This window comes from Streptomyces sp. NPDC031121 (genome assembly GCF_055570615.1).
Genome location: NZ_JBVIGV010000012.1, coordinates 95,911 through 119,108, shown reverse-complemented (window position 1 = coordinate 119,108; position 23,198 = coordinate 95,911). Strand labels below are relative to the sequence as shown.

16 protein-coding genes are annotated in these 23,198 nt (G+C 76.0%); 7 read left to right on the top strand and 9 right to left on the bottom strand.

Going from position 1 to position 23,198, the window contains the following annotated elements:
- The 5 genes from ACZ462_RS23220 to ACZ462_RS23200 form a co-directional block, all read right to left on the bottom strand.
- Positions 1-1,230, bottom strand: a complete 1,230-nt coding sequence (locus ACZ462_RS23220) for an aminotransferase class V-fold PLP-dependent enzyme (RefSeq protein WP_467804668.1) — start codon at positions 1,228-1,230, stop codon at positions 1-3.
- Entirely contained in the window at positions 1,230-2,549 is a 1,320-nt protein-coding gene (locus tag ACZ462_RS23215) for a pyridoxal-phosphate dependent enzyme (protein ID WP_467804669.1), read from the bottom strand. Before ACZ462_RS23215 ends, ACZ462_RS23220 begins: the two co-directional genes overlap by 1 nt.
- A gap of 5 nt (positions 2,550-2,554) precedes the next feature.
- The gene (locus tag ACZ462_RS23210) at positions 2,555-4,012 is read right to left on the bottom strand and encodes a type III PLP-dependent enzyme domain-containing protein (RefSeq protein WP_467804671.1); all 1,458 of its coding nucleotides are present in this window, start codon (positions 4,010-4,012) and stop codon (positions 2,555-2,557) included.
- Positions 4,013-4,398: 386 nt separating this feature from the next.
- The gene (locus ACZ462_RS23205) at positions 4,399-4,986 is read right to left on the bottom strand and encodes a GNAT family N-acetyltransferase (RefSeq protein ID WP_467804672.1); all 588 of its coding nucleotides are present in this window, start codon (positions 4,984-4,986) and stop codon (positions 4,399-4,401) included.
- A gap of 159 nt (positions 4,987-5,145) precedes the next feature.
- Positions 5,146-5,505, bottom strand: coding sequence for an ArsR/SmtB family transcription factor (locus ACZ462_RS23200; protein WP_114054952.1), 360 nt, complete (start codon positions 5,503-5,505; stop codon positions 5,146-5,148).
- Between the two features lie 163 nt (positions 5,506-5,668).
- Between ACZ462_RS23200 and ACZ462_RS23195 the strand changes: the two genes are divergently transcribed.
- The 5 genes from ACZ462_RS23195 to ACZ462_RS23175 all read left to right on the top strand — a co-directional run bounded on the left by ACZ462_RS23195 (position 5,669) and on the right by ACZ462_RS23175 (position 15,752).
- Positions 5,669-7,054, top strand: a complete 1,386-nt coding sequence (locus tag ACZ462_RS23195; protein ID WP_467804673.1) for an MFS transporter — start codon at positions 5,669-5,671, stop codon at positions 7,052-7,054.
- A gap of 69 nt (positions 7,055-7,123) precedes the next feature.
- Positions 7,124-9,115 carry a DNA helicase RecQ gene (gene recQ / locus ACZ462_RS23190; RefSeq protein WP_467804674.1) on the top strand — a complete coding sequence of 664 codons (1,992 nt, stop codon included), beginning with the start codon at positions 7,124-7,126 and terminating at the stop codon, positions 9,113-9,115.
- Between the two features lie 118 nt (positions 9,116-9,233).
- Entirely contained in the window at positions 9,234-9,641 is a 408-nt protein-coding gene (locus tag ACZ462_RS23185; protein WP_467804675.1) for a VOC family protein, read from the top strand.
- A 469-nt stretch (positions 9,642-10,110) separates the two neighbouring features.
- Positions 10,111-13,626 carry a patatin-like protein gene (locus ACZ462_RS23180; protein WP_467804676.1) on the top strand — a complete coding sequence of 1,172 codons (3,516 nt, stop codon included), beginning with the start codon at positions 10,111-10,113 and terminating at the stop codon, positions 13,624-13,626.
- A gap of 56 nt (positions 13,627-13,682) precedes the next feature.
- Positions 13,683-15,752, top strand: coding sequence for a SpoIIE family protein phosphatase (locus ACZ462_RS23175; protein WP_467804677.1), 2,070 nt, complete (start codon positions 13,683-13,685; stop codon positions 15,750-15,752).
- 51 nt (positions 15,753-15,803) lie between these two features.
- Here the strand turns inward: ACZ462_RS23175 and ACZ462_RS23170 are convergent, their stop codons facing one another.
- Complete coding sequence (locus ACZ462_RS23170) at positions 15,804-18,605, bottom strand: SpoIIE family protein phosphatase (RefSeq protein ID WP_467804678.1); 2,802 nt, start codon at positions 18,603-18,605, stop codon at positions 15,804-15,806.
- A 326-nt stretch (positions 18,606-18,931) separates the two neighbouring features.
- Positions 18,932-20,080 (bottom strand): glycerate kinase, encoded by a 1,149-nt coding sequence (locus ACZ462_RS23165; protein WP_467804679.1) that lies wholly within the window; start codon positions 20,078-20,080, stop codon positions 18,932-18,934.
- Between the two features lie 209 nt (positions 20,081-20,289).
- On the opposite strand from ACZ462_RS23165, the gene ACZ462_RS23160 reads away from it, so the two are divergent.
- Positions 20,290-20,790 (top strand): NUDIX domain-containing protein, encoded by a 501-nt coding sequence (locus ACZ462_RS23160; protein ID WP_467804680.1) that lies wholly within the window; start codon positions 20,290-20,292, stop codon positions 20,788-20,790.
- Between the two features lie 49 nt (positions 20,791-20,839).
- Entirely contained in the window at positions 20,840-21,268 is a 429-nt protein-coding gene (locus tag ACZ462_RS23155) for a hypothetical protein (RefSeq protein WP_467804681.1), read from the top strand.
- Here ACZ462_RS23155 and ACZ462_RS23150 read toward each other — a convergent pair.
- Positions 21,265-22,350, bottom strand: a complete 1,086-nt coding sequence (locus tag ACZ462_RS23150; protein WP_467804682.1) for an IS630 family transposase — start codon at positions 22,348-22,350, stop codon at positions 21,265-21,267. The two genes, ACZ462_RS23155 and ACZ462_RS23150, sit on opposite strands and share 4 nt — an antisense overlap.
- 323 nt (positions 22,351-22,673) lie before the next feature.
- Positions 22,674-23,198 (bottom strand): methylated-DNA--[protein]-cysteine S-methyltransferase, encoded by a 525-nt coding sequence (locus tag ACZ462_RS23145; RefSeq protein ID WP_467804684.1) that lies wholly within the window; start codon positions 23,196-23,198, stop codon positions 22,674-22,676.

Here is a 23,198-nt window from a genome sequence, read left to right as displayed (position 1 = left end):
TCATTGCAGCTTGGCGAGGGCGGAGAGCAACTTCTCCATCTCTTCGAGTGTGTTGTAGACGTGCAGGCTGACGCGCACCGACCCGTCCCTGGGATCCCGCCCCGCCTGGCAGTGGTCGTCCGACCGGACCATGAAGCCGTGGCTGAACAGGATGAACCCCAGGTCCTGCGAGCCGATCCCGTGGTGCCGGAACGTCACGATCGAGCCCCGCCGCTGCACCGCCGTGCCGGCCGCGAGGCTGCTGCGGCAGCCCAGCACCTCGTACGCCGGCATCCGGGACAGCCCGTCGGTGAGCACGGACGCGAGCGCCGCCGTCCACCGGGCGATCCGCTCCACCCCGGCGTCCTCCAGCCAGTCCAGGGCCGCGGCCAGGCTCGCGATGCCCGCGGTGTTCGGCGTCCCGGCCCAGCCGCCGGGCCGGAACGCGGGCCCCCGCGCGCCGCGGGCCCACACCGCGCCGGTCCCCGGCAGGGCCAGCGCCTTGTGCCCGGAGAACACCACGAAGTCGACGTCCAGGTCGGCGACCGACACCGGCTGGTGGCCGACGCTCTGCGCGGCGTCCAGGCAGATCGGCACGTCCGGGCCGACCGCCTCGCGGATGCGGTGAACGTTCATGTCGGCCCCGTACACGTGGTGGACGTGCGTCGCGGCCACGAACCGGGTGCGCGGGCCGACCAGTCCGGCCAGCGCCCGCGCGTCGTAGTCCCCGGTACCGGCCTGGCAGGGCAGCTCCCGCACCCCGATCCGCACCCCCTGCGCGGCCAGCAGGTCCCGGGCCTCCAGCCAGGGGTCGAGGTTGGCCCGGTGGTCGCCGAACGGCACGACGATCTCGTCCCCGTCGCGCAGCAGCCCCGGCAGCCAGTCGCGCGCGATCGTCCGCAGGCCTTCCGTCGTCCCGCCGGTGAAGTGCACCGACGACGCCCCGGCGGCCCGGTCCCCCAGGAACTCCCGCACCCGCTCCGCGGCGCCCGCGACCAGCGCCGTCGTCGCGTTCGCCCACGGGTACGAGCCGCGGCCCACATTGGCGTTCGAGGTCGTCAGGTACGTGTGCACGGCGTCCAGGACCTGCCGCGGCTTCTGCGCGGTCGCCGCGCTGTCCAGGTACGCCTGCCCCGGGTTCCCGGCCACGATGGGGAAGTCGGCGCGCAGCGGCCGCTGCCACGCCGCCAGCTCCCGCAGCTCCGCCGGCGGATCCGGCCGCGGATCCGGCCGCCGGTCCGGCCCCGCCATCAGTCGCGCACCAGGGGCGCGCCCGCGTCCCGCCAGGCGACGATCCCGCCGGCGAGGCTGCGCACGTCCGGATGCCCCATGCGGGTCAGCAGGGCCGCGTACCGCAGGGACTGCTCGCCGATGGGGCAGGCCAGCAGCACCGGCCGGCTCGTGCTGAACGGCATCCCGCCGCGTACGAGTTCCGCGAACAGCTCGTCCACGATGTTGACCGAGCCGTCGATGTGCAGCGCCCCGTACGCGAACGGGCCGCGCAGGTCCACGACCAGCGGCCGCCCCGACTCCACCCAGGCGCGCGCCTCCGGCACCTCCACGGACCGCGCGGCGGCCAGCTCGGCGTCCGTGACGGTGTCGGCGGAGTTCCGCACGGGGGGCCGGCCCAGCAGCTCCGGGCGGCGCTGGCGGACGTAGCCGAGGTAGCCCTCCGTGCGGTCGCACACCACGAACACGGCGGTCCGGCGCTCCGTCAGCTCCGCGTCGACCGCCCGCAGGTGGCGTACGGCACCGTGGTACGCCGCCCCTCCGGTCGGCCCGGAGAGCATCCCGCAGCGGCGCAGCAGCACCAGCATGCCGTCGAGGGCCTCGTCGGAGGTCACCGCCTCGATCGCGTCGTAGACCGCCGGGTCGAACAGGCCCACCTCCTGCACCTCGTCGGCGGTGCGGATCCCCGGGATGAAGTCCGACTTCGCGCCGACGAGCCCGACCACCCGCACTGACGGGTCGTGCGCGCGCAGGGTGCGGGCGATGCCCGTCGAGGAGCCGGCGGTGCCCACGCAGGCGATGAACCAGTCCGGCGCCCGGCCGTCCAGGTCGGCGATGATCTCCGGGCCGGTTCCCTCCGCGTGCGCCTGCGCGTTCAGCGGGTTGAAGTACTGGTCGGTGTGGAGGTGCGCGCTCCCGGGGACGCTGAGCTGCTGGTGGAAGAGGGTCAGCGGATCGGCGGTGTCGGTCGGGTCCAGGCACTCGCTCTGCCCGGGCAGCTCCTCGATCCGCGCGCCGAGCAGCAGCAGCAGGTCCTTGACCTCGGGCACCCGCATGCGGTTGGTGACGCTCTTGAACGGCAGCCCGTGCATCCCCGCGATCAGCGCGAGCGCCTTGGCGGTGTTGCCGCTGGACAGCTCGACGACCGTCTCGCCGCGGGCGGCCGCGCCCGCCAGCCGGTCGCGCACCATGTTCCAGGCCGGCCGGTCCTTCAGCGAGCCGAACGGGTTGAGCATCTCCAGCTTCGCGTACAGGTCGATGTTCCGGAGTCCGTGCACGTCCGGGTCGATGCGCACCAGCGGCGTGTTGCCGATGGCCTCCGTGATGCTCTCGTACCTCATGTGCCTCATCCCCCCGCTTCCGTGACCGGCCAGTACTGCTCGTCGAGGCACCAGCGCCAGACCCCTTCCTCCTCCCTGACGGCGACCTTCCGGGCCGTGGGCTGCCGCTGCGCCCGGGTGGCCGTGAAGTCCATGCAGTATCCGGCGGTGTTGGGGAACGCCAGCAGGTCGCCGGGGTCCGGCAGCCGCGGCAGGAAGACGGTGCGGCGGGTGATCAGGTCGGCCTCCAGGCACAGGTTGCCCATCAGGTGCACCCCGACGGGGCCGGGCTCCTCCGGGCGGGCACCGCGCCGGGGCACCAGGACGGGGTCGACGAGCACCCCGTGGTCCTCCAGGCCGACGTCGCCGGCGTTGAGCGCGAGCCGCACCCACGGCGGGCCCCCGGTGTCGGTGCGCACCTCCAGGACCCGGCCGAGGGTCAGCCCGCACTGGTCGGCGAGGGCGCGGCCCGGCTCGGCGTACACGTCGCACAGGCTCTCCAGCAGCAGCGTGCCGAGCGGCCTGCCGAGGGTGGGGGCCGGCCGGGACAGCAGCTCGTCCAGGTACGCGGGCCCCGCCGCCGGCCGGTGGGCCGGGTAGAGGGCGAGCGAGCCCTTCAGGGTGCCGTTCTCCACGCGCAGGCCGTAGCCGTGCCCGCCCCAGGCCAGCGGGCCGCGGCGGCCCAGCGCGGCCTCGGTGAGGGCGGTGGTGTACCGCTCCCACTGGGCGGCGTGGGCCAGGTAGCTGACGCCGTATCCGCCGCCGACGTCGATCGCGCGCGGCCGGAACCCGCGCGAGCGCAGCTCGTCCACGGCCCGGATGCAGCCCTCCAGGGCGGTGGCCTTCTCGTCGGTGCTCGTGGTGTCCAGGTGGTAGCCGACGCCGACGGGCTCCACGGCGTCGCGGTGCTTCTCCAGCAGGTCCAGCAGCGGGCCCAGCGCTCCGGCGGGCGTGCCGAAGCGGCTGCGCCGCGACAGGGTCCGCGCCCCGGCCCCCTCGAACCCGGACAGCCGCAGGACGACCTCCAGCCGGGGCAGGCCGTGGGCGCGCACGAGGCGGGCGGCCTGCTCCAGCTCGCCGGGCCCGTCGGCGTTCAGAGTGGCGCCGGTGCGCGCCGCCAGCCAGAGGAAGGCGGGGTCCTTGGGGCCGGTCGCCATCAGCCGGCCGCCGGTGAACCCGGCGCCGAGTGCGTGCCGTAGCTCCTCCAGGGAGGCGGCGTCCAGGCAGGCGGAGGTGGCGGCGAGCTGCCGGACGAGGGCACTGGAGCCGGTCGCCTTGTGCGCGAAGTAGATGCGGCCGCCCAGCCGGTGCCGGCGCAGGACGGCGGCGAACTGCGCGGCGTTGCGCCCGATCTCCTCGGGCAGGACGACGGCCAGGGGTGAGCCCAGCCCGTCGACAAGCCCGTGCAGGAACGGTCCGGCACGCAGCAGCGATGCCGGGCCCGCGGTGAGGCGGGGTTCCAGGTACAAGGGGGCGTCGCTCATTCCGGCCGTCCCTCCCAGACGATCGACTGCGGGCCCGCTCCGTGATCCATTCGTACGGCTGTGCACATCATCGCTCCACAACTGCCGCAGCTAAAGGGGGCGTGGGGAAGCACGGGGGGCGTGCGGCCGGAATGAAACCGGCGCCCGCGGCCGGGGGACGGGGGAAGGCAGCGGCCCGGAAGCACCCGTTCCGGCGGCGGGGCAGCGGGGTCGCCGCCCGCGATGCGGGGGCCGGGGGCGCCGTAGGAACGCCCGCGGCGGCGCCCACCCGGACTGCGGCCCGGCGGACCGCCCGGCCTGGCGTGCGCGCCGGCCGCGGGGGCGGAGGGCGCGCGGCGGCGTCCCACGCCGGGTTCCCGCCGCCCGGGGCCCCGCCGCCCCGGCGGTCACAGCGTGAGGCTCATCAGCACGTCGTCCCGGTCGTCCCCCGGCGCCACCCGCAGTGCCCCCGGCCAGCGGCCCACCTCCTCCCAGCCCAGCCGCCGGTAGAACCCCTCCAGGCCGCAGCCCGACCGCACGCTGAGCTGGAGCCGCTCCACCCCCATCGCGCCGCGGGCCACGGCGGCCGCGGCCGCCATGAGGGCGCTGCCCGTCCCGCGGCCCCGGAAGCGGGGGTGGGTCTGGACGTGGTTGACCACCGCGCAGTGGGCGACCAGCGGGTGCGGGTCGCGGCGCAGGACGAGCCAGCCCGCGAGCGTCCCGCCGCGCACGGCGGCGAGCAGCCGGCACCGCGCCGGGTGCAGCGCGCCGAGGAGGCGCTCCACCTCCGGTGCGACGGCGGAGGCTGCGACGGGTGGCATGGGCATGCCCGGCGCGATCACCGCGCCGCCGGCGTTGGCGACGGCGGCCCAGCAGTCGGCCAGTTCGCGGGCGAGGCCGGGCGGGACGCCGTCCGGGCTGGTCAGGTGCACGACCTGGAACAGCCGGTCCGGGCGGTCGCCGCCCCCGGCGTCGCGGGCCTGCGGATCGGCCATGTGCGCTCCCCGCCGGCGGTGCGGCGCCGCGGCCGCGGGCGTGCCGGCCCGTCCGCGGCCGTCCCGCCGGCAGGCCCGGCGCGGACCCCGGAGGACTACCCGCGGCAGGGCGGCCCCGACACGTGGGAGGCCGCGGGAGGCCAGGGGACGCGGCGCGGGTCAGTCGTGCGGGGCCTCCCCGCTCACCCGGTGGTCGGCGTGGCTGAGCGCCTCCAGGACCAGCCGCCGCAGGTGGCCGTCCGTCAGCCGGTAGTGGACGTACCGCCCCTCCTTGCGGGCCTCCACCAGCCGTGCGAGCCGCAGCTTCGCCAGGTGCTGGCTGACGGCCGTCCGCGAGGCGGCGCACTGCTCGGCCAGCGAGCCGACGTCGGACTCGCCCTGGGCGAGCAGCCACAGCAGGTGCAGGCGCGTGGCGTCGGACAGCAGGGCGAAGACGGCCGCCGCCTCGGCCAGCCGCGCACCGTCCGGCGCCCGCAGGTGCGAGGTGTCCGCAGGTGGCAGGGGATTGCTCGGGGGCATGGGGACAGCCTAGTGCTGTGACCGGTTGTCCCGGCCCGCAGCGCTTCCGGGCGACCGGGCCGGCGGGTGCGCCGGCGGCACCCGCCTGCTCGTCATGTGCGCATCTGCGCACCTGACGCTACGGTGGTGGGGAGAGCCCGCCCCGCCGAGCGGAAGGCCCCGCATGCTCCCGGTCCTGCGCAACCGCACCTACCGGCACCTGTTCGCCGCCCAGGTCGTCGCCCTCACGGGCACCGGCCTGGCCACGGTCGCCCTGGGACTCCTCGCCCACGACCTCGCCGGGCCCCGTGCCGGCTCCGTCCTCGGCACCGCCCTGGCGATCAAGATGGTGGCGTACGTGGCCGTCGCACCCGCCGTCGGCGCCCTCGCGCACCGGCTGCCGCGCCGCGCCCTCATGGCGGGCTCCGACCTCGCCCGCGCCGCCGTCGCCCTCTCCCTGCCGTTCGTCGACCGCGTCTGGCAGGTCTACCTGCTGGTCTTCCTGCTCCAGGCGGCCTCCGCCGCCTTCACCCCCACCTTCCAGGCAGTGATACCCGACGTCCTGCCCGACGAGCGCGACTACACCCGGGCCCTCTCCCTCTCCCGCCTCGCCTACGACCTGGAGACCCTGTTCAGCCCCGCCCTGGCCGCCGTCCTCCTCGCCGTCACGACCTACGACCGCCTCTTCCTCGGCACCGTCGCCGGCTTCCTCGCCTCCGCCGTCCTCGTCGTCTCCGCCGCCGTGCCGCGCCCGCCGGCCGCCGCACCGCCCCCCGACACCGCCGGGGCCGGGGGCGGCCGGCACGCCGGGCACGCCCACGCCCGCGCCGCCGCCGGCGTCCGCCTCCTCCTCGCCGCCCCGCAGCTGCGGGCGCTGCTCCTGCTGAACCTGACCGTGGCCGCGGCCGGCTCCCTCGTCACCGTCAACACCGTCGTCTGCGTCCGCGACCTGCTGGGCCGCGGCACGGGCGACGTCGCCCTCGCCCTCGGCGCGTACGGGGCCGGCTCGATGGCCGTCGCCCTGGCCCTGCCCCGCCTCCTCGACCGCGTCTGCGACCGCACCGTGATGCTGCGCGGCGGGGCCGCCCTGGCCGCCGTACTCGCCGCCGCCGGCGCCCTGACCGCGGCCGCGCCCGGATCCTGGCGGTGGCCCGCACTCCTCGCCGCGTGGGCGGCCCTCGGCGCCGCCGGGTCCGCGGTGCTCACCCCCGCGGGCCGCCTGGTGCGCCGGGCGGTTCCGGCCGGGCGGCGCACCGAGGCCTTCGCCGCGCAGTTCTCCCTCTCCCACGCCTGCTGGCTGCTGACCTACCCGCTGGCCGGCTGGGTCGGCGCCACCGCGGGCCTCACCGCGGCCGCCGCCGCCCTCGGGGTGCTCGCCGCCGGCTCCGTGCTCGCCGCCGCCGCACTGTGGTGCCCGTCCGCGGAGCCGGCCGGGCCGCCCGCCGGCCCCGCCCCGCGGCCCGGGCGCGCGCCCGTACCGGCTGCCGGGGGCCCGGCATCCGCAACGGGAAACCCGGCCGCCGGGGCCGGGCGGCTGCACCGCCTCCTCGCCCCCCGCCACGGCCGCTGACCGGTCCGGCCGCCGAGGTTTTCCACAGGCCGCGGCACGGTGTCGCCGCGGGTCGGTAGGCTGCCCGTCATGACCCTTACGGACGCGACCCCCGAGACCGGCGCCGCCCTGGAGGTGCTCCACCGCGTCTTCGGGTACGACTCCTTCCGCGGCGAGCAGCAGCACATCATCGAGCACGTCGCGGGCGGCGGCGACGCCCTGGTGCTGATGCCCACCGGCGGCGGCAAGTCGCTCTGCTACCAGATCCCCGCGCTGGTCCGGCGCGGCACCGGGGTGGTGGTCTCCCCGCTGATCGCCCTCATGCAGGACCAGGTCGACGCGCTGACGGCGCTCGGCGTCCGGGCCGGCTTCCTGAACTCCACCCAGGGCATCGACGAGCGGCGCACCGTCGAGCAGCTCTTCCTCGCGGGCGAGCTCGACCTGCTCTACCTCGCCCCCGAACGGCTCCGCACGGAGGGCACGCAGCGCCTCCTCGACCAGGGCGAGGTCTCCCTCTTCGCCATCGACGAGGCGCACTGCGTCGCCCAGTGGGGCCACGACTTCCGCCCCGACTACCTCGCGCTGTCGATGCTCCACGAGCGCTGGCCCGACGTCCCGCGGATCGCCCTGACCGCGACGGCCACCCCGGCGACGCACGCCGAGATCGCCGCCCGCCTCGGCCTGGAGGACGCCCGGCACTTCGTCGCCAGCTTCGACCGGCCCAACATCCAGTACCGGATCGCCGGGAAGGACAACCCGCTCAAGCAGCTCCTGGAGCTGATCCGCACCGAGCACGAGGGGGACGCCGGCGTCGTCTACTGCCTGTCGCGGTCCTCGGTGGAGAAGACCGCGGCGTCCCTGGTGGAACACGGCATCGACGCCGTCGCCTACCACGCCGGCATGGACGCCGCGACCCGCGCCGCGAACCAGTCCCGCTTCCTGCGCGAGGAGGGCGTCGTCGTCGTGGCGACGATCGCCTTCGGCATGGGCATCGACAAGCCCGACGTGCGCTTCGTCGCCCACCTCGACCTCCCCAAGTCCGTCGAGGGCTACTACCAGGAGACCGGCCGCGCCGGCCGCGACGGCGAACCCGCCACCGCCTGGCTCGCGTACGGCCTCCAGGACGTCGTCCAGCAGCGCAAGATGATCGAGGGCTCCGAGGGCGGCGACGCCCACCGCCGCTCGCTGACCGCACACCTCGACGCCATGCTCGCCCTGTGCGAGACCGTCGACTGCCGCCGGGTCCGGCTGCTCGCCTACTTCGGCCAGGAGTCCGGCCCCTGCGGCAACTGCGACACCTGCCTGACCCCCGCCGAGTCCTGGGACGGCACGGTCGCCGCGCAGAAACTCCTGTCGACGGTGTGGCGGCTCGCCCGCGAGCGCCGGCAGAAGTTCGGCGCCGGCCAGATCATCGACATCCTCCAGGGCAAGAAGACCGCCAAGGTCATCCAGTTCGACCACGACCGGCTGTCCGTCTTCGGCGTCGGGGCGGACCTCGGCACGGCCGAATGGCGCGGTGTCGTCCGCCAGCTCCTCGCCCTCGGCCTGCTCGCCGTCGAGGGCGAGTACGGGACGCTCGTCCTGACCGAGGCCAGCGGGGAGGTCCTCGGCGGCCGCCGGACCGTCCTCCTGCGCAAGGAGAAGGCACCGGCCGGCGGCCAGACCCGCAAGGTATCCGCAGGCCGCGGCGGCAAGGGCGCCCGCGTGCCCGCCGACCTCCCGGCGGCCGCCGTCCCCGTCTTCGAGGCCCTCCGGGCCTGGCGCGCCGCGACCGCCCGCGAACAGGGCGTCCCCGCGTACGTCGTCTTCCACGACGCGACGCTCCGGGAGATCGCCACCCGCCTCCCCGCGACCACGGCGGAACTGGGCACGGTGGGCGGCGTGGGCGAGGCGAAACTCGCCAAGTACGCGGAGGGCATCCTGGCGACCCTGGCCCCCCTGTCCGCGGCGGCCCCGGCAGCCGCAGAGGCCCCGAGTCCGGCCCCCGCAGCCCGCCCGCCGCACGACGACGAGCCCCCGCTGGACGAGGAACCCCCCTTCGACGCGGAGGAAACCGACCCGCCCTGGGACGACTGGGAGTAGGCCGGGCCCCACGTGAGGGACCCCGGGCGCGCCGCGGCCGCGGCGCGCCCGGGGAAGGTTCAGGGGGCCGGGCGGGCCAGGATGGCGCACGGGCGCGCCGCAGAGGCAAGATCGCCTCATGCCCCATCTCGGACTCGTGACCGTGGTCGTACGTGACTACGACGAAGCCATCGCCTTCTATCGGGACGCCCTCGGGTTCGAGCTCCGGGAAGACACCCGGATCGACGACGACAAGCGATGGGTGGTCGTCGCCCCGCCCGGGTCCCGGGAGACGGCCCTGCTCCTGGCCAGGGCCGCGACCGGCGATCAGGAGGCCCGTATCGGAGACCAGACCGGCGGCCGGGTCGGCTGGTTCCTCCACACCGACGCGTTCGACCGCGACCACGCGCGGATGCGGGCGGCCGGCGTCGTGTTCGAGGAGGCGCCCAGGCAGGAGCCGTACGGCATGGTCGCCGTCTTCCGGGACCTGTACGGCAACCGCTGGGACCTGCTCCAACTGCACCCGCCCGGTGACGCCGGACGGTAGCTGCCCCGCACGCTGCCGCTCTGCCGCGTACACGGCCCGCCTCATGCCGGCTGCCGCGAGGCCTGGGCCGGGCCTGTTCGGGCTGGGCCCGATGAGGGCGGAGTGGGCGCCGGCCGCCGGGCGCGCGAAGCCTGCGCCGCTGCTCCCTTCTGCTGGCGGCACGTCAATCTCCTTGGGCCGCAATTTGAGTTGGCCGGTCCGCCGGGGAGCGCGTCCGGCCGGATGCGCGCCGCGTCGGACCGGGCCGCGTCGCGGGTGCCGGTGACCGCATGCCGCTTGCGGCGGGTACCGAGTCTCCCGCCCCCGCCCCCGCCCGCGGGTGCGGGGAGCCCGCCCGACGGTGCCCTGCCGGGCCTCCCGTCGGCCAAAGCGCCTGCCTGTGAGGCGACTTCCGCCCTCCCGTGGCGCACCCCCGAGGCGCTCGGGTCGCCCGGGTGCGGGGCGCTTGGTCCCGGGCCAAGCTGGGGGCATGAGCGACGACCCCCCGGGCCGGCCCGCCACGGAGCTGCGCCTTGCCCTGGCGATGCGCGGAGGCGTCAGCCTCGCCGTGTGGATGGGCGGGGCGTGCTGTGAGACCGCGGCTCTGCGGGCCGCGGCTCCCGGGCGACGCCCGCAGGGCCGCGAGGGCGCCCAGCCGCCCGCCGCCGATGCCGCGGGCGAGCAGGGCGGGCCGGAAGGGGCGGAGGGAGCGCCGGGTGGGGAGGGGCTGTACTCGTCGGACACGCCGGCCGGCCCTGGGGCTGCAGGCAGTGCGGTCCGCCCAGGTGCCGCGGGCGGCGCCGAGGCCGCAGACCCGCCCGCCGGCGGCGGGCGGGGGGTGTACCGGGGGATGCTGGCGGCCTGCGGGTATCGGCATGTCGACATCGATGTGCTGGCGGGGACCAGTGCCGGAGGGCTCAACGGGGTGCTGATGGCCTGCCACCTGGTCTACGGGATGCCGTTCGGGCGGGGCGTACGCGACCTCTGGCTGGGGGTGGGAGATCTCGAGGGGCTGCTGCGGCACTCGCGGCCGTTCCTCGTCCCGGATTCCCTGCTCCGGGGAGACGAGGTCTTCCACCAGGAGCTGTGCAGCGCCCTCGGCCGGCTCGTCGACGAGGCGCCGCCCGGCTGGACGCCGCCCGCCTCGCTGCGGCTGATGCTGACCGCGACCCGGCTGCGGCCCCGCCCGGACCGGGTGCGGCCCACCCTCGGCGCGCCCCTGCCCGTCGGCCGGTCGCAGGCCTACTTCCGGTTCCGCCACCGCGCCGCCCTCACCGACTTCCCGGACGAGTCCACCGGCACCGCCCGGGACGCCGCCCTCGCCCGCCTGGCATACGCGGCGCGCGCCTCGTCGTCGTTCCCCGGCGCCTTCGAGCCGGCCCGGGTGTACGTCGGCCCCGGCTCGAAGCTTGCCTCCGCCGCCCCGGACGCCGTCGACATGCGCGGCGTCAGCAGCGAGACGGGCCGACCGGACCCCGACCTCGACGGCTGCGTCGAACTCGTCGACGGGGGAGTGCTCGACAACATCCCCGTCGCCTGGGCGGTGCGGGCCGTCGCCGCGGCCCCCGCGGTCCGGCCCGCCGAGCGCTGGCTGCTGTTCCTGCAGCCCGTCCCGCCGTTCCCGCCCGCCCCCGCGACGGGCGCGGCGGCCCGGCGCGGGGCCACCCGCCTCGTCCGTGCGGCCGCAGCCTCCTTCGCGGTGAAGGCCGGCGCCGAGTCCCTCCGCGACGACGCCCTCGAACTGGACGCCGCCGAGGCCGCGGCCCGGTACCGGCACTGCGCCGGCGGCGTCCTGCCCCCGCACCTCGACACGCTGGGCGAGACCGCCTTCGCCCGGCTGGGCCGCTACCGGCGCACCGTCGGCGCCGCCGAGGCCGCGCGGCTGATCCGGCTCCTCGCCGACCCGGCCGGAGTGACCGGCCCGGACCCCCTGCCGCTGCCCGCAGGCCCGGACCCGCTGGAACCGCTCGACGCGAAGGGCAGCGGCGCGGCCGAGCTGTTCGCCCGGCTGCGCGACCCCGCCGCCGCGGCCCGGCTCGTCCTGCCCGACGGGCGGGCCGCCCTGCCCCGGCCCGGCCATTCGCCGCTGCCCCTGGCCCGCACGGTGCGCCTGCTCATGGACTGGGTCCGGGCCTGGGAGGACGACGACCCGCGGGCCGACTCCGGAACGGTCCGGGAGCTGCGCCGCCGGCTCTACGCCGCCCGCTTCGCCGTCGCCGCCCTGATCGCTGCCCGGGACCGGCTGCTGCTCGCCGCCTACGGCGAGGCACTGGCCGGCGGGGAGCCGCCCGCCGACGCCGCCGCGCCCTACCGGAGCGCCACCCTCCGCCTGCGACGCCTCCTGACGGATCCTCCGCCACCCGGGGCTGACCCGGCGCAGTGGGAGGCCTGGGCGGTCGGCCTCGCCCGGGACGCCGGCGCCGCCACGGCCTCCGCCCCCACCGCCGACGCGGCCGGCGCGGCTCCTGAAGACCTCGCCGCCGCCCACGCCCCGCTGTGGCCGCTCCTGACCCACCTCGCCGGCCGGATCGGGCGGGCCGCGCCCCCCGGCCTCGACGGCTACGAGCCGCTGAGGGAAGCCGCGACGGCCCCGTACCCCGGGATGGCCGACGCCCTCGCCTTCGCGGAGGTGCTGCTGGGGCCGCTGCGCCCCGACCCGCTCGCCGAGCCCACCGGCATCTCCTTCCGCGCCGTCTCGGCGGCCGAGACCAGCTGGGCGACCCGCCGGGTCCTGGACGGCCTGGGCGAGGCCCCGCCGGCGAAGGACGTCGTCCGCGCCAAGCTCGGCGGCAACCAGCTGAACAACTTCGCGGCCTTCCTCAGCGTCCGCCGGCGGATGGGCGACTGGATGTGGGGCCGCCTCGACGGAGCCGCCTCCCTGGTCTCCGTCGTCGCCACCGACGAACGCCTGCAACGGTTCCTCGCCGCTGCCCCCGCCGCCGCCGGAGCCGGCGCCTCCCGCGCCGCCGACGCCCCCGCCGCCGCGGAAAGCCCCCGCGATCCCTCGGACCTCGTCGACCTGCCGAGGCTGGGCCGCCTCGTCGCCGGGGCGACCGGCCTGGGCGCACGGTTCACCGACGCCTGGGCCGCCGACCTCGCGGCCCGCTCCCCGCAGGCCGTCGGCCCCTGCCAGCGCGTACGCGACGTGCTGACCGAGCTGCGCCAGCGCGAGATCCTCGCGGAGGAGCTTCCGCTCCTCCTCGCACTCGGCGACGGCAACCGGCCGCCCGACCCGCTGCCCGACCCGCCGCCCCTCGACCCCGAGCACGTCGACGAGGCCCTCAAGGCGTTTGCCGCCACCGGGGCCGAAACCGTCGGCGGGCTGCTGCGCGCCCCCGACCCCCGCCGGGCCGCCCTGCGTGCCGGGCTCCTCGCCTGGCCGGCGGTGCAGCCGGCCGGCCGCCGCTGGAGCCGCCTGCCGCAGGGGGCGCTCGGGCTGCTGAAACCGCTGGTCTGGATGCCGCCGCTGAGCGGGGTGCTCGCCCCGTGGAACACCCTGGCCGCCGCCCTGCTGCTGTGGTCGGCCACCGCCTTCGCCACCGGCCGCTGGGGTTCGCTGCTGCCGCACGTCCCGATCTGCCTGTACGCCGCCCTCGCCCTGGCCTGCGGCGTACGCCAGGCCCTGCCGCGGGGCCTGCCGCCCCCGGCCCGCACGGCGCTGCCGCTCGCGGCGGCCGCCCTCCCGCCGGCCGCCCTCGCCGTCCTGCACGGCGCCCACACGCCCGCCCTCGGGCCCGCGGAGCGGACGGTGCTCGTCGGGGCCTGCTCCGCCCTGGCCGCGGCGGCCCTCCTGGCCGCCGGGACGGGCCGGTGGCCGCTGCTCCCGCCGGCGGCGCTGGCCGGGGGCGCCGCGGCCGCCCTCGTGCAGTTCGGCCGGGGCCCGCTCGGCGGCTGGTGGGGCGTGCTCGTCCTGTACACGGTGCTGCTGTGGACGACCTTCGCGCTGCCGTGGCTGTACCCGCGCGACCGGGCGCGTACGGCCCGCGACACAGGGCCGCCGGCCTAAGCCTCGGATAGGGTGAATCGGTACGCATCGGACCCTCCGGGGTGAGGTCGGTGAGGGTGGACACGAAGCAGTCGGCGAGCGGGGGCCCGGACCGGCCCACCGCGGCGGTCGGATACGCGGGGGTGCTCCGCGAGCTGCTGCCGATCGCCCTGTGGCGGGAGGACGCCGACGGGCGCGTCGTGGAGTGGTCGCTCGCCGCCCAGGACCTGCTGGGGCACCGCCCCGAGGACATCCTCGGCCGGTCCGGCGCCGACGTCCTCGTCCCCGACACCAACCACGAGCTCGCCCGCCAGCTCACCCGGCGCGTCCAGGCCGGAGAGACGGTCGTCGGCACCCTCCCCGTCCGCCACCGCGACGGGCACCGCGTCACCATGGAGATGTGGATCGTCCCCGCCGTCGACCGGCAGGGCCGCACCGGCGCCCTCCTCATCGCGGTGGAGACCAGCGAGGTCCTGCGGATGCGGGACTCCCTCGCCGCCCTCCAGAGCCTGTTCACCCAGTCGCCCATCGGGCTCGCGACCCTCGGCCCCGACCTGCGGTTCCTGCGCGTCAACGACGCCCTCGCCCGCATGAACGGCGTCAGCCCCGCCGACCACCTCGGCAAACGGCTCACCGAGGTCGTCCCCGGCGTCAACGCCGCCGCCCTGGAGGCGACCATGCAGCGGGTCCTCGAACGAGGCACCGCCGTCGTCGACGTCCGCCGCACCGGCCGCACCCCCGCCGACCCCGACCACGACCGGACCTGGTCCTGCTCCTACGCCCCGCTCCTCGACGGCGCCGGCCGCCCCCTCGGCCTGATCGCCTCCCTCATCGACATCACCGACAGCCAGCGGGCCCAGCTCGACGCCGAACGCGCCCGCCGCCGCTTCGCCGTCCTCGCCGAGGCCGGCACCCGCATCGGCACCACCCTCGACCTGCGGCAGACGGCCGAGGAGACCGCCCAGGTGCTCGTCCCGCGGCTCGCCGACTCCGCCGACGTCCAGCTCCTCGAAGCCGTCCTCGACGACGACGGCGCCGGCACCCACCGCGGCGTACTGCGCCGCCTCGCCGCCGTCTTCCCCGACCCCGCCGCCCCCACCAGGCGGCTCCTCCCCGGACAGACCTTCCGGATCCCCGCCGGGACCGTGTACGAGCAGGTCATCGCCGACGGCCGGCCCATGAACCTCTACCGCTCCGACATCCCCGCCCTCATCTCCGACCCGCGTGCCGAGGCCCTCCGCTCCTACCTCGCCGGCCTCGGGTCCGCCCGCCTCATCCCGCTCGTCGCCCGCGGCACCGTCCTCGGCGCCGTCACCGTCACCCGGCTGGCCTCCCGCGAACCCTTCGACGAGGAGGACTGCATCCTCATCGACGAGGTCGTCGCCCGCGCCGCGCTCAACATCGACAACGCCCGCATGTACACCAACCAGCGGCGCGCCGCCCTCACCCTCCAGCGCAGCCTCACCAACAGCCCCCTGCCCGACGTCACCGGCCTCGAACTGACCGGCCGCTACCTGCCCGCCAGCGACCACGACGTCGGCGGCGACTGGTACGACGCCATCCGCCTCCCCGGCGGCCGCACCGGCCTCGTCATCGGCGACGTCATGGGCCACGGCGTCCACGCCGCCGCCGTCATGGGCCAGCTCCGCACCGCCGTCCGCACCCTCGCCCGGCACGGCGTGCCCCCCGACCGGCTGCTGCGCTCCCTCGACGCCGTCGTCGCGGACCTCGGCGCCGACGAGATGGCCACCTGCGTGTACGCCGTCCACGACCCGGTGTCCGGCGGCTGCACCATCGCCCGCGCCGGCCACCCCCCGCCGGCCGTCGCCACCGGCGACGGCCGGGTCACCTTCCTCGACGGCCCGCCCGGCACCCCCCTCGGCACCGGGAACCGCGAATTCCGCACCGAGCGCATCGCCCTGCCGCCCGGCAGCCTCCTCGTCCTGTACACCGACGGGCTCATCGAAGCCCGCGACCGCGACCTCGACGAGGGCATGGCCCAGCTCGGCTGGGCCCTGCGCGACCCGCAGGGGCCCCTGGACCGGCTGTGCGACGCGATCCTCTCCGCCCTGCTGCCCGCCGCCCCCCAGGACGACGTCGCCCTCCTCCTCACCCGGACGACGGCCGGCCCGCCGCCCCCCACCTGACCCGCACCCGCGGCGGCAGCCGGGCCGCCGCCCGCTCCTCCGCCCCGCCCGTCACCAGGCCAGGTCCTCCAGCGCGTCCGGATCCGGCGCCGGACCCGGCGGCTCCACCGCCGTGAGCGGCAGCTCCGCCCAGATCACCTTCCCGCGCTCCGTGTACCGCGTCCCCCACCGGTCCGCGTACTGCGCCACGAGGAACAGCCCGCGGCCGCCCTCGTCGGTCGTCGCCGCGTACCGCAGGTGCGGCGAGGTGCTGCTCGCGTCGGACACCTCGCAGATCAGGCTGCGGTCGCGCAGCATCCGCACCCGGATCGGCGTGTTCCCGTACCGGATCGCGTTCGTGACCAGCTCGCTCAGGATCAGCTCCGCCGTGAACGCCACCTCGTCCAGCCCCCACTCGGCCAGCTTCGCCGCACTCGCCCCCCGCACCCGCGACACTGCCGCCGGATCCGGCGGAACCTCCCACTCCGCGATCCGGTCGGCCTCCAGCCGCCGCGTGTCCGCGATCAGCAGCGCGATGTCGTCACTCGGCGACGGGAACAGCAGCGCCGCCAGCACGTCCGCGCACTCCTCGTCCGGCGTACGCCGACCCGGCCGCCCCAGCACCTCGCCCAGCATCGCCAGCCCCGTGTCGAAGTCCCGGTCCCGGTCCTCCAGCAGCCCGTCCGTGAACAGCGCCAGCCGGCTCGACTCCGGCAGCCGCAGCTCCACCGCCTCGAACGGCATCCCGCCCACCCCCAGCGGCAGCCCGACCGGCACCTCCGGGAACTCCACCCGCCCGTCCGGCCACACCAGCGCCGGCCCCGGATGCCCGGCGCTCGCCATCGTGCACCGCCCCGACACCGGGTCGTACACCGCGTACAGGCACGTCGCCCCCGTGATCCCCGTCGGCTCCGCGGACCCGTCACCGCCGTAGCCGGACCCCGCCGCACCCGACTCGTTCTGGTCGATCCGGTCGATCAGCTCGTCCAGATGGCCCAGCAGCTCGTCCGGCGCCATGTCCAGCGTCGAGAAGTTGTGCACGGCCGTCCGCAGCCGCCCCATCGTCGCCGCCGCATGCACCCCGTGCCCCACCACGTCCCCCACGATCAGCGCCACCCGCGCCCCCGCCAGCGGGATCACGTCGAACCAGTCCCCGCCCACCCCCGCCTTCGCCGGCAGGTACCGGAACGCCGCATCCACCGCGTTCTGCTCCGGCAGCACCCGCGGCAGCAGGCTCTGCTGGAGCGTCACCGCCGTCGCATGCTCCCGCGTGTACCGGCGGGCGTTGTCGATGGAGACCGCCGCCCGCGCCCCCAGCTCCTCCGCGAACGACAGGTCCTCCTCGTCGAACGCCTCCGGCGTGTCCGCCCGCCAGAAGTTCGCCATCCCGAGCACCACACCCCGCGCCTGCAACGGCACCGAGATCAGCGAGTGCAGCCCGTAGTCCAACGCCGCCCGCGTCCCCGACTCGTCCTGCGCCCGCCACCCCATCGCCGCGTGCAGGTCCGCCGCCAGCACCGCCCGGCCCGCGTCCAGGGCCGCCGCCATCGGCGCCGTCGGCACCTCGAACCGGATCATGTCCCCGACCGGCTGGAGCGGCTGGTCGCTGCGCACCCCGCTCATCGCCGTACGCCGCATCCGCGTGTGCACCCCCGCCGCGAGCGCCGGATCCTCCCCGTGCAGCACCGGCTCCAGCAGCTCCACCGTCACGAAGTCCGCGAACCGGGGGACGGCCACCTCCGTCAGCTCCTCCGCCGTCCGCGCCACATCCAGCGTCGTCCCGATCCGCACCCCCGCCTCGTACAGCATCTGCAGCCGCTCCCGGGCCACCTCCGCACGCCCCGACAGCGCCGCCAGCTCCGTCGAGTCGCGCAGCGTCATCACACTGCCCGACGGATGCCCCCGGTACGGCTTCGTCGGCCGCACGTTCACCGCCAGCAGCCGGTCGCCCGCCAGGTGCACCTCGTCCGTCGCGATCCGCCCCGACAGCAGCAGCGCCGTCGTGCCCGGATCCAGCCCCAGATCGGAGACGTGCCGCTGCTCCGCGTCCTCCGGGAGGTCCAGCAGCCGCCGCGCCTCGTCGTTGGCCAGCAGCAGCCGGTGGTCGGCGCTGATGATCAGGACGCCCTCGCGGACCGCGTGCAGCACCGCCTCGTGGTGCTCGTTCATCCGCGCCATCTCCGCCGCCCCCAGCCCCCGCGTCTGGCGCCGCAGCCGCCGGCTGACCAGCGCCGCACCGCCCGTACCGAGCAGCAGGGCACCCGCGGCCGCGCCCAGCAGCAGCGGCAGCTGGCCCTCCACGGTGTCGGCGACGTTGCCGACCTCTATGCCGGTGGAGACCAGCCCGACCACCGCCCCGTCCGCGTCCCGTACGGGCACCACGGCGCGCACCGCGTCGCTGGGCTCCCCGCGGAACGTCTCGGTGAACGCCATGCCGCCGGTGGCGCGCGACAGGTCCCCGGAGGCCCGCCGGCCGATCAGCTCGGGCCGCGAGTCGGTGTAGCGGACGCCGTCGGGGGTCATCACCGCGACGAAGTCCACCCCGGACGCCTTGCGCGCGGTCTCCGCGAGCGGCTGCAGCACGGCCGTCGGATCCGGCGAGGCCAGGGCGGCGGGCAGCCCCGGCGCCTGCGCGAAGGCCGCGGCGGCGGCCAGGGAGCGGTTGCGTGCGTCGCGCTCACTGTCGTAGCGGGCCTGGAGCAACAAGGCGAGCGCGGCGGCGGCGATCACCAGCAGCACGATCACCGCCTGCAGCGCGAAGACCTGGCCGGCGACGCTGTGCGCACCCCGGGTGAAGCGCGCGACGAGTCCCGGGCTCTGCCCGGTCGGCTGCCGGGGCGGCGATCCCCTGGGTCGACCAAATCGTCCCGCCATGAGCCATTTCTAACACTGACCCGCCGATTCGCGCGTGGCCACGGCGGCGCGGAGGCGGGCGCGCGGGCGGGCGGGGGGCCCGGGAGGCGGGGCGGGCGCCGTCCGGGCGGGGCGGTGGGAGCGGTGCTCCGGGCGGGGGGACGGATGGGTCGGTGGGGCGGGCGGAAGGGGAGGGGGCTTCGGTGGGTCGGGGGTGGGGACTGGCGGGCAGCGCCCGCCCTCCTTCACTCCCGCCCGGCGGAACCGCCCTTCCCCATCCCGGCCGCGCCCCGCGCCCCGCCAGGGGGACGCAGGGCCGAAGCGGGCAGCCGCGCCGCCCGCTTCCGTCAGAGCATCTCCGCCGCGATGTTCGCCGCCACGCGTTCCAGCAGCGGGCCCGCGTTGGCGATGCAGGTTGCCGGGTCGGGCTCGATTTCCGTCAGCGGGTATGCCCGGCGGATGCCGGCCGCGCGGAGTGCCGACTGGTCCAGCAGGAGCCGCCCGCACACCGCGACGACCTCCTTGCCCGCGGCACGCGCCGCCGCGGCGACGCCCGCCGGGGCCTTGCCGTGCAGGGTCTGCTCGTCCAGCGAGCCCTCGCCGGTGATGACGAGCGTCGCCCGTTCCAGGGCGGGGGCGAAGCCCAGCACGTCCAGCATCAGCTCGATGCCGGGCCGGAAGCCCGCGCCGAGCAGCAGCGCGCCGTAGCCGATGCCGCCCGCGCCTCCGGCGCCGGGCGAGGCCGCGAGTTCCGCGGCCTTCGGGCCGATCGCCTGCTCCAGTACGCGCGCGTAGTGGGCGAGCGCCGCGTCGAGCGCCTCCACGTCCTCGGGCGTGGCGCCCTTCTGCGGCCCGTACACCGCCGCGCAGCCCTTGGGGCCGGTCAGCGGGTTGTCCACGTCGCTCGCCAGGACGAAGTCGACCTCCGCGAAGCGCGGGTCGATGCCCGACAGGTCGGCCGAGGCGAGTTCGGCCAGGGCGCCGCCTCCCGGGCCGACCGGTCGGCCGTCCGCGTCCAGGAACACCGCGCCCAGGGCGGCGAGCATGCCCGCTCCGCCGTCGGTGGTGGCGCTGCCGCCCACGCCGAAGACGATCGTGCGCGCCCCGGCGTCCAGGGCGGCCTTCAGGACCTCGCCGGACCCGTACGTGGTCGCCGTCAGCGGGGCGAAGACGCCCGGGGGGAGCAGCTGGAGGCCGGAGGCCTCCGCCATCTCGACCACGGCCGTGCCGTCGCGCAGGGCGAAGGCGGCCGTGACCGGTTCGCCGAGCGGCCCGGTGACCCGAACCTCCCGGCGTTCGAAACCGGCCGCCACGGCGGCCGCGACCGTGCCGTCGCCGCCGTCCGCGACGGGGAGGGTCTCGACCTCCACGCCCGGTACGGCCCTGCGAAGGCCGGCCGTCACCCGCTCGGCGACCTGAACGGCCGTGAGCGAGCCCTTGAACTTGTCCGCGGCGATCAGCACGCGCGCGGCCTCAGATACTGCTCCGTCCGTCACCTTGCCATCCCTTGCTTTCGAACAGTGCAGTCGCGCCCACCCCGAGCCTATCCGGAGGATCCTCTAAAGCCCATGCGTGGCCTGGGCCACACCCGGGCCGGACCCGGTGACGAATACCGACGAAAGGGCTCATGTCGGACCCGTCGGTCCTCTCATCCGCCCTCCCCGCCCCCCGCCTTCGGCCGTGGCCCGGTCGGTAGGGTGGCCGCGTGACCACCACGGATGACTACGCCGCGTACATTGCGAGCCTGCCCCGCGTCCTGGCGGGCGCCGCCGCGCTGTACCGGGACGCGGAGGGCCGCGTCCTGATCGTCGAGCCGAACTACCGGGAGGGCTGGGCGCTGCCAGGCGGCACGATCGAGTCCGACGCGGGGGAGTCCCCGCGGGCCGCCGCCCGGCGCGAGAGCGCCGAGGAGATCGGCCTCGACAGGCCGCTCGGCCGGCTGCTGGCCGTGGACTGGACGGTGGGCCCCGGTCGGCCCCCGCTGGTCGCATACCTCTTCGACGGCGGAGTCCTCGACGCCGACGACCTCGCGTCGATCCGGCTGCAGGAGGAGGAGCTGCTGTCCTGGCGGCTCGTCGCCCCCGCGGAACTCCCCGACCACCTGCTCGGGCCGCTCGGCCGGCGGGCCCGGGAGGCGTGCCGGGTGCTGGAGTCGGGCGAGGGCGCGGTGGAGCTGGAGAACGGCCGCCGCCCGCAGGCCTCCTGACGCCGGGTCGGTGACACGGCGCTTACACACGGCAGGACACAATCAAGCGATGATCACCATGTACGCCTGGCCGAGCACGGCCGACGGGCCGGACGCCCTGCCCATGGTCCACTTCACCACCGACCGCCAGGAGAGCGGCGAGGTCACCGCCGACGGCACCCCGGTCTGGCTGTTCGACACCGCGATACGCGAGGGCGGCTGGGCCCTCTTCAGCGACTTCGAGGGCTGGTCGGCCCCCGCCGAGGGCTGGCAGGCCTTCTACCGCCGCGAGGACGACCTGCTCGCCGTGTCCGGGCCCGGCCCCTGCGAGGGCTGGTACCAGGGCAACCTGGGGGCCGACGCGGACTGGGTGGAGGCGGCCGCCGCCCAGCAGAGCGTCGTCCTGCTCGCCGCCCCCGTCCAGCACCCCTCCCTCTTCGGCTACGCCGTGGAGGCGGGCGCCGCCTTCGCCCTGCTGGTGCCGCTGGCCGTCGTCTAGTGATCTGGTTCGGAGATGCGTGAGCAGTAGCGGCAGATGCGGTCGAGGATCTGGTCGGCGGTCTTGGTCCACTTGAAGGGCCGGGCGTCGTCGTTCCAGACCTTGGTCCAGTTCTCGAGTGCGGTCTTGAGGTCGTCGAGGGAGCAGAAGACTCCGCGTTCGAGGCAGCGTCGTTGCAGCTCGGCGAACCACCGCTCGACCTGGTTGATCCAGGACGAGTAGGTGGGGGTGAAGTGCAGCTGGAAGCGGGGGTGCGCGAGGAGCCACTTGTGCACCACGGGCGCTTTGTGGGCGGAGAGGTTGTCGCAGATGACGTGGACCGCCAGGCCCTTGTCGGTCTGGCGGTCGATCTCGTCGAGGAAGTCGCGGAAGTCCACGGCCCGGTGCTGGGCGGACAGTTTCGTGATCACCTTGCCCGTCGCGGTGTTCAGGGCGGCGAACAGGTCGACGGTGCCGTGGCGGACGTAGTCGAAGCTGCGACGCTCGGGCACTCCCGGGATTATCGGCAGGACCGGCGCGGTCCGCTCCAGAGCCTGGATCTGTGGTTTCTCGTCCACGGCGAAGACGACGGCGTTCGCCGGCGGGGCGAGGTAGAGGCCGACGACGTCGCGGATCTTGTCGATCAGGAACGGATCCGGGGAGACCTTGAAGGTCTCGGTCCGCCACGGTTGGAGGCCGAAGGCGTGCCAGATCCGCAACACGCTGGCAGGGGAAATGCCCACGACCTTGGCCAGTTCCCGCTTGGACCAGTGCGTCCCACCGGGAGGGGTCTCCTCCAGGGTGCGGACCACCACGTCTTCGACCTGGGCGTCGGTGATGGTCCGCGGCACCCCGGGCCGCGGTTCGTCCGCCAGCCCGTCGAGGCGGTCCCGCAGGAACCTCGTGCGCCACTTGGCGACGGTGCCCCGGTTGATCCCCAGCCGGGCGGCGACCGCCAGGTTGGGGCCGCCCTCCGCGCACGCCAGCACGATCCTCGCCCGCAGGGCCAGACCCTGCGCGGTCGTCCGGCGCTTGACCCAGTTGCTCAACACCTGCCGCTCGGTCTCACTCAGGACCAGCGGCTCCAGCCTGCTGTCACCCACAACCGACAGCAGACCGAAGCCAACCGGCACCCGTCAGGCAAACCCACGAATTGGTGCGCAAAGCGACTCACGTGGTGCCCAGCGAACTCACAACCAGCTCACTAGGGGTGCTGCGACAGTCCTGTGCGGTGCCCCGGGTGCCCGGTGCGTGCGCTCGGCGTGCCGGGACGAGGCCCTCGTACCGGGCGTACTCGGGGCTTCGGCCGGCGCGGCGGGAGTGCGTGCCGGGCGTCGTGGGGCCGTGCGGGACTGTCGCCACACCCCTGGCGCCGGAGCCCGGTCGCTCGGCCGCCGCCGGCCGGCCCCTCCCTCCGCCCCGCCGGTCAGAAGAGGGCCTCCGCGGCGGGGGCGGCGGCCGTCTTGCCGGACTCGTGCTGCAGCAGGCGGACCTTGCGGTCCAGGCCGCCGCCGTAGCCCGTCATGCCGCCCGAGGCGCCGATCACGCGGTGGCAGGGGACGATGATGCCGATCGGGTTCTTCCCGTTGGCGAGGCCGACGGCGCGGGACGCGTTCGGCTTGCCGAGTCGGGCCGCGAGCTCCCCGTACGACCAGGTCTGCCCGTACGGGATCTGCACCAGCTGGTCCCACACACTGCGCTGGAACTCGGTGCCCTCCATGCGCATCGGCAGGTCGAAGCGGGTCAGCTCCCCGGCGAAGTACGCGGCCAGCTGCCGCACGACCTCCGGGAACGGCTCCTCCTCGGCCGAGACCCGCGCGCCGAAGCTCTCCTCGGCGGGCCGGTGCCGCTGCCCGACCATGTAGAGCCCGCACAGGACGCCGTCCGAGGCGACCAGCGTGAGCGGCCCGTACGGGCTGTCGACGGCTGTGTGCTGCTTGGTGTGCGTCAT

Coding starts and splice junctions, on each gene's coding strand:
- ACZ462_RS23220 (WP_467804668.1), bottom strand. CDS start 1,230: ATGGCGGGGCCGGACCGGCGGCCGGATCCGCGGCCGGATCCGCCGGCG.
- ACZ462_RS23215 (WP_467804669.1), bottom strand. CDS start 2,549: ATGAGGTACGAGAGCATCACGGAGGCCATCGGCAACACGCCGCTGGTG.
- ACZ462_RS23210 (WP_467804671.1), bottom strand. CDS start 4,012: ATGAGCGACGCCCCCTTGTACCTGGAACCCCGCCTCACCGCGGGCCCG.
- ACZ462_RS23205 (WP_467804672.1), bottom strand. CDS start 4,986: ATGGCCGATCCGCAGGCCCGCGACGCCGGGGGCGGCGACCGCCCGGAC.
- ACZ462_RS23200 (WP_114054952.1), bottom strand. CDS start 5,505: ATGCCCCCGAGCAATCCCCTGCCACCTGCGGACACCTCGCACCTGCGG.
- ACZ462_RS23195 (WP_467804673.1), top strand. CDS start 5,669: ATGCTCCCGGTCCTGCGCAACCGCACCTACCGGCACCTGTTCGCCGCC.
- recQ (WP_467804674.1), top strand. CDS start 7,124: ATGACCCTTACGGACGCGACCCCCGAGACCGGCGCCGCCCTGGAGGTG.
- ACZ462_RS23185 (WP_467804675.1), top strand. CDS start 9,234: ATGCCCCATCTCGGACTCGTGACCGTGGTCGTACGTGACTACGACGAA.
- ACZ462_RS23180 (WP_467804676.1), top strand. CDS start 10,111: ATGAGCGACGACCCCCCGGGCCGGCCCGCCACGGAGCTGCGCCTTGCC.
- ACZ462_RS23170 (WP_467804678.1), bottom strand. CDS start 18,605: ATGGCGGGACGATTTGGTCGACCCAGGGGATCGCCGCCCCGGCAGCCG.
- ACZ462_RS23155 (WP_467804681.1), top strand. CDS start 20,840: ATGATCACCATGTACGCCTGGCCGAGCACGGCCGACGGGCCGGACGCC.
- ACZ462_RS23145 (WP_467804684.1), bottom strand. CDS start 23,198: ATGACGCACACCAAGCAGCACACAGCCGTCGACAGCCCGTACGGGCCG.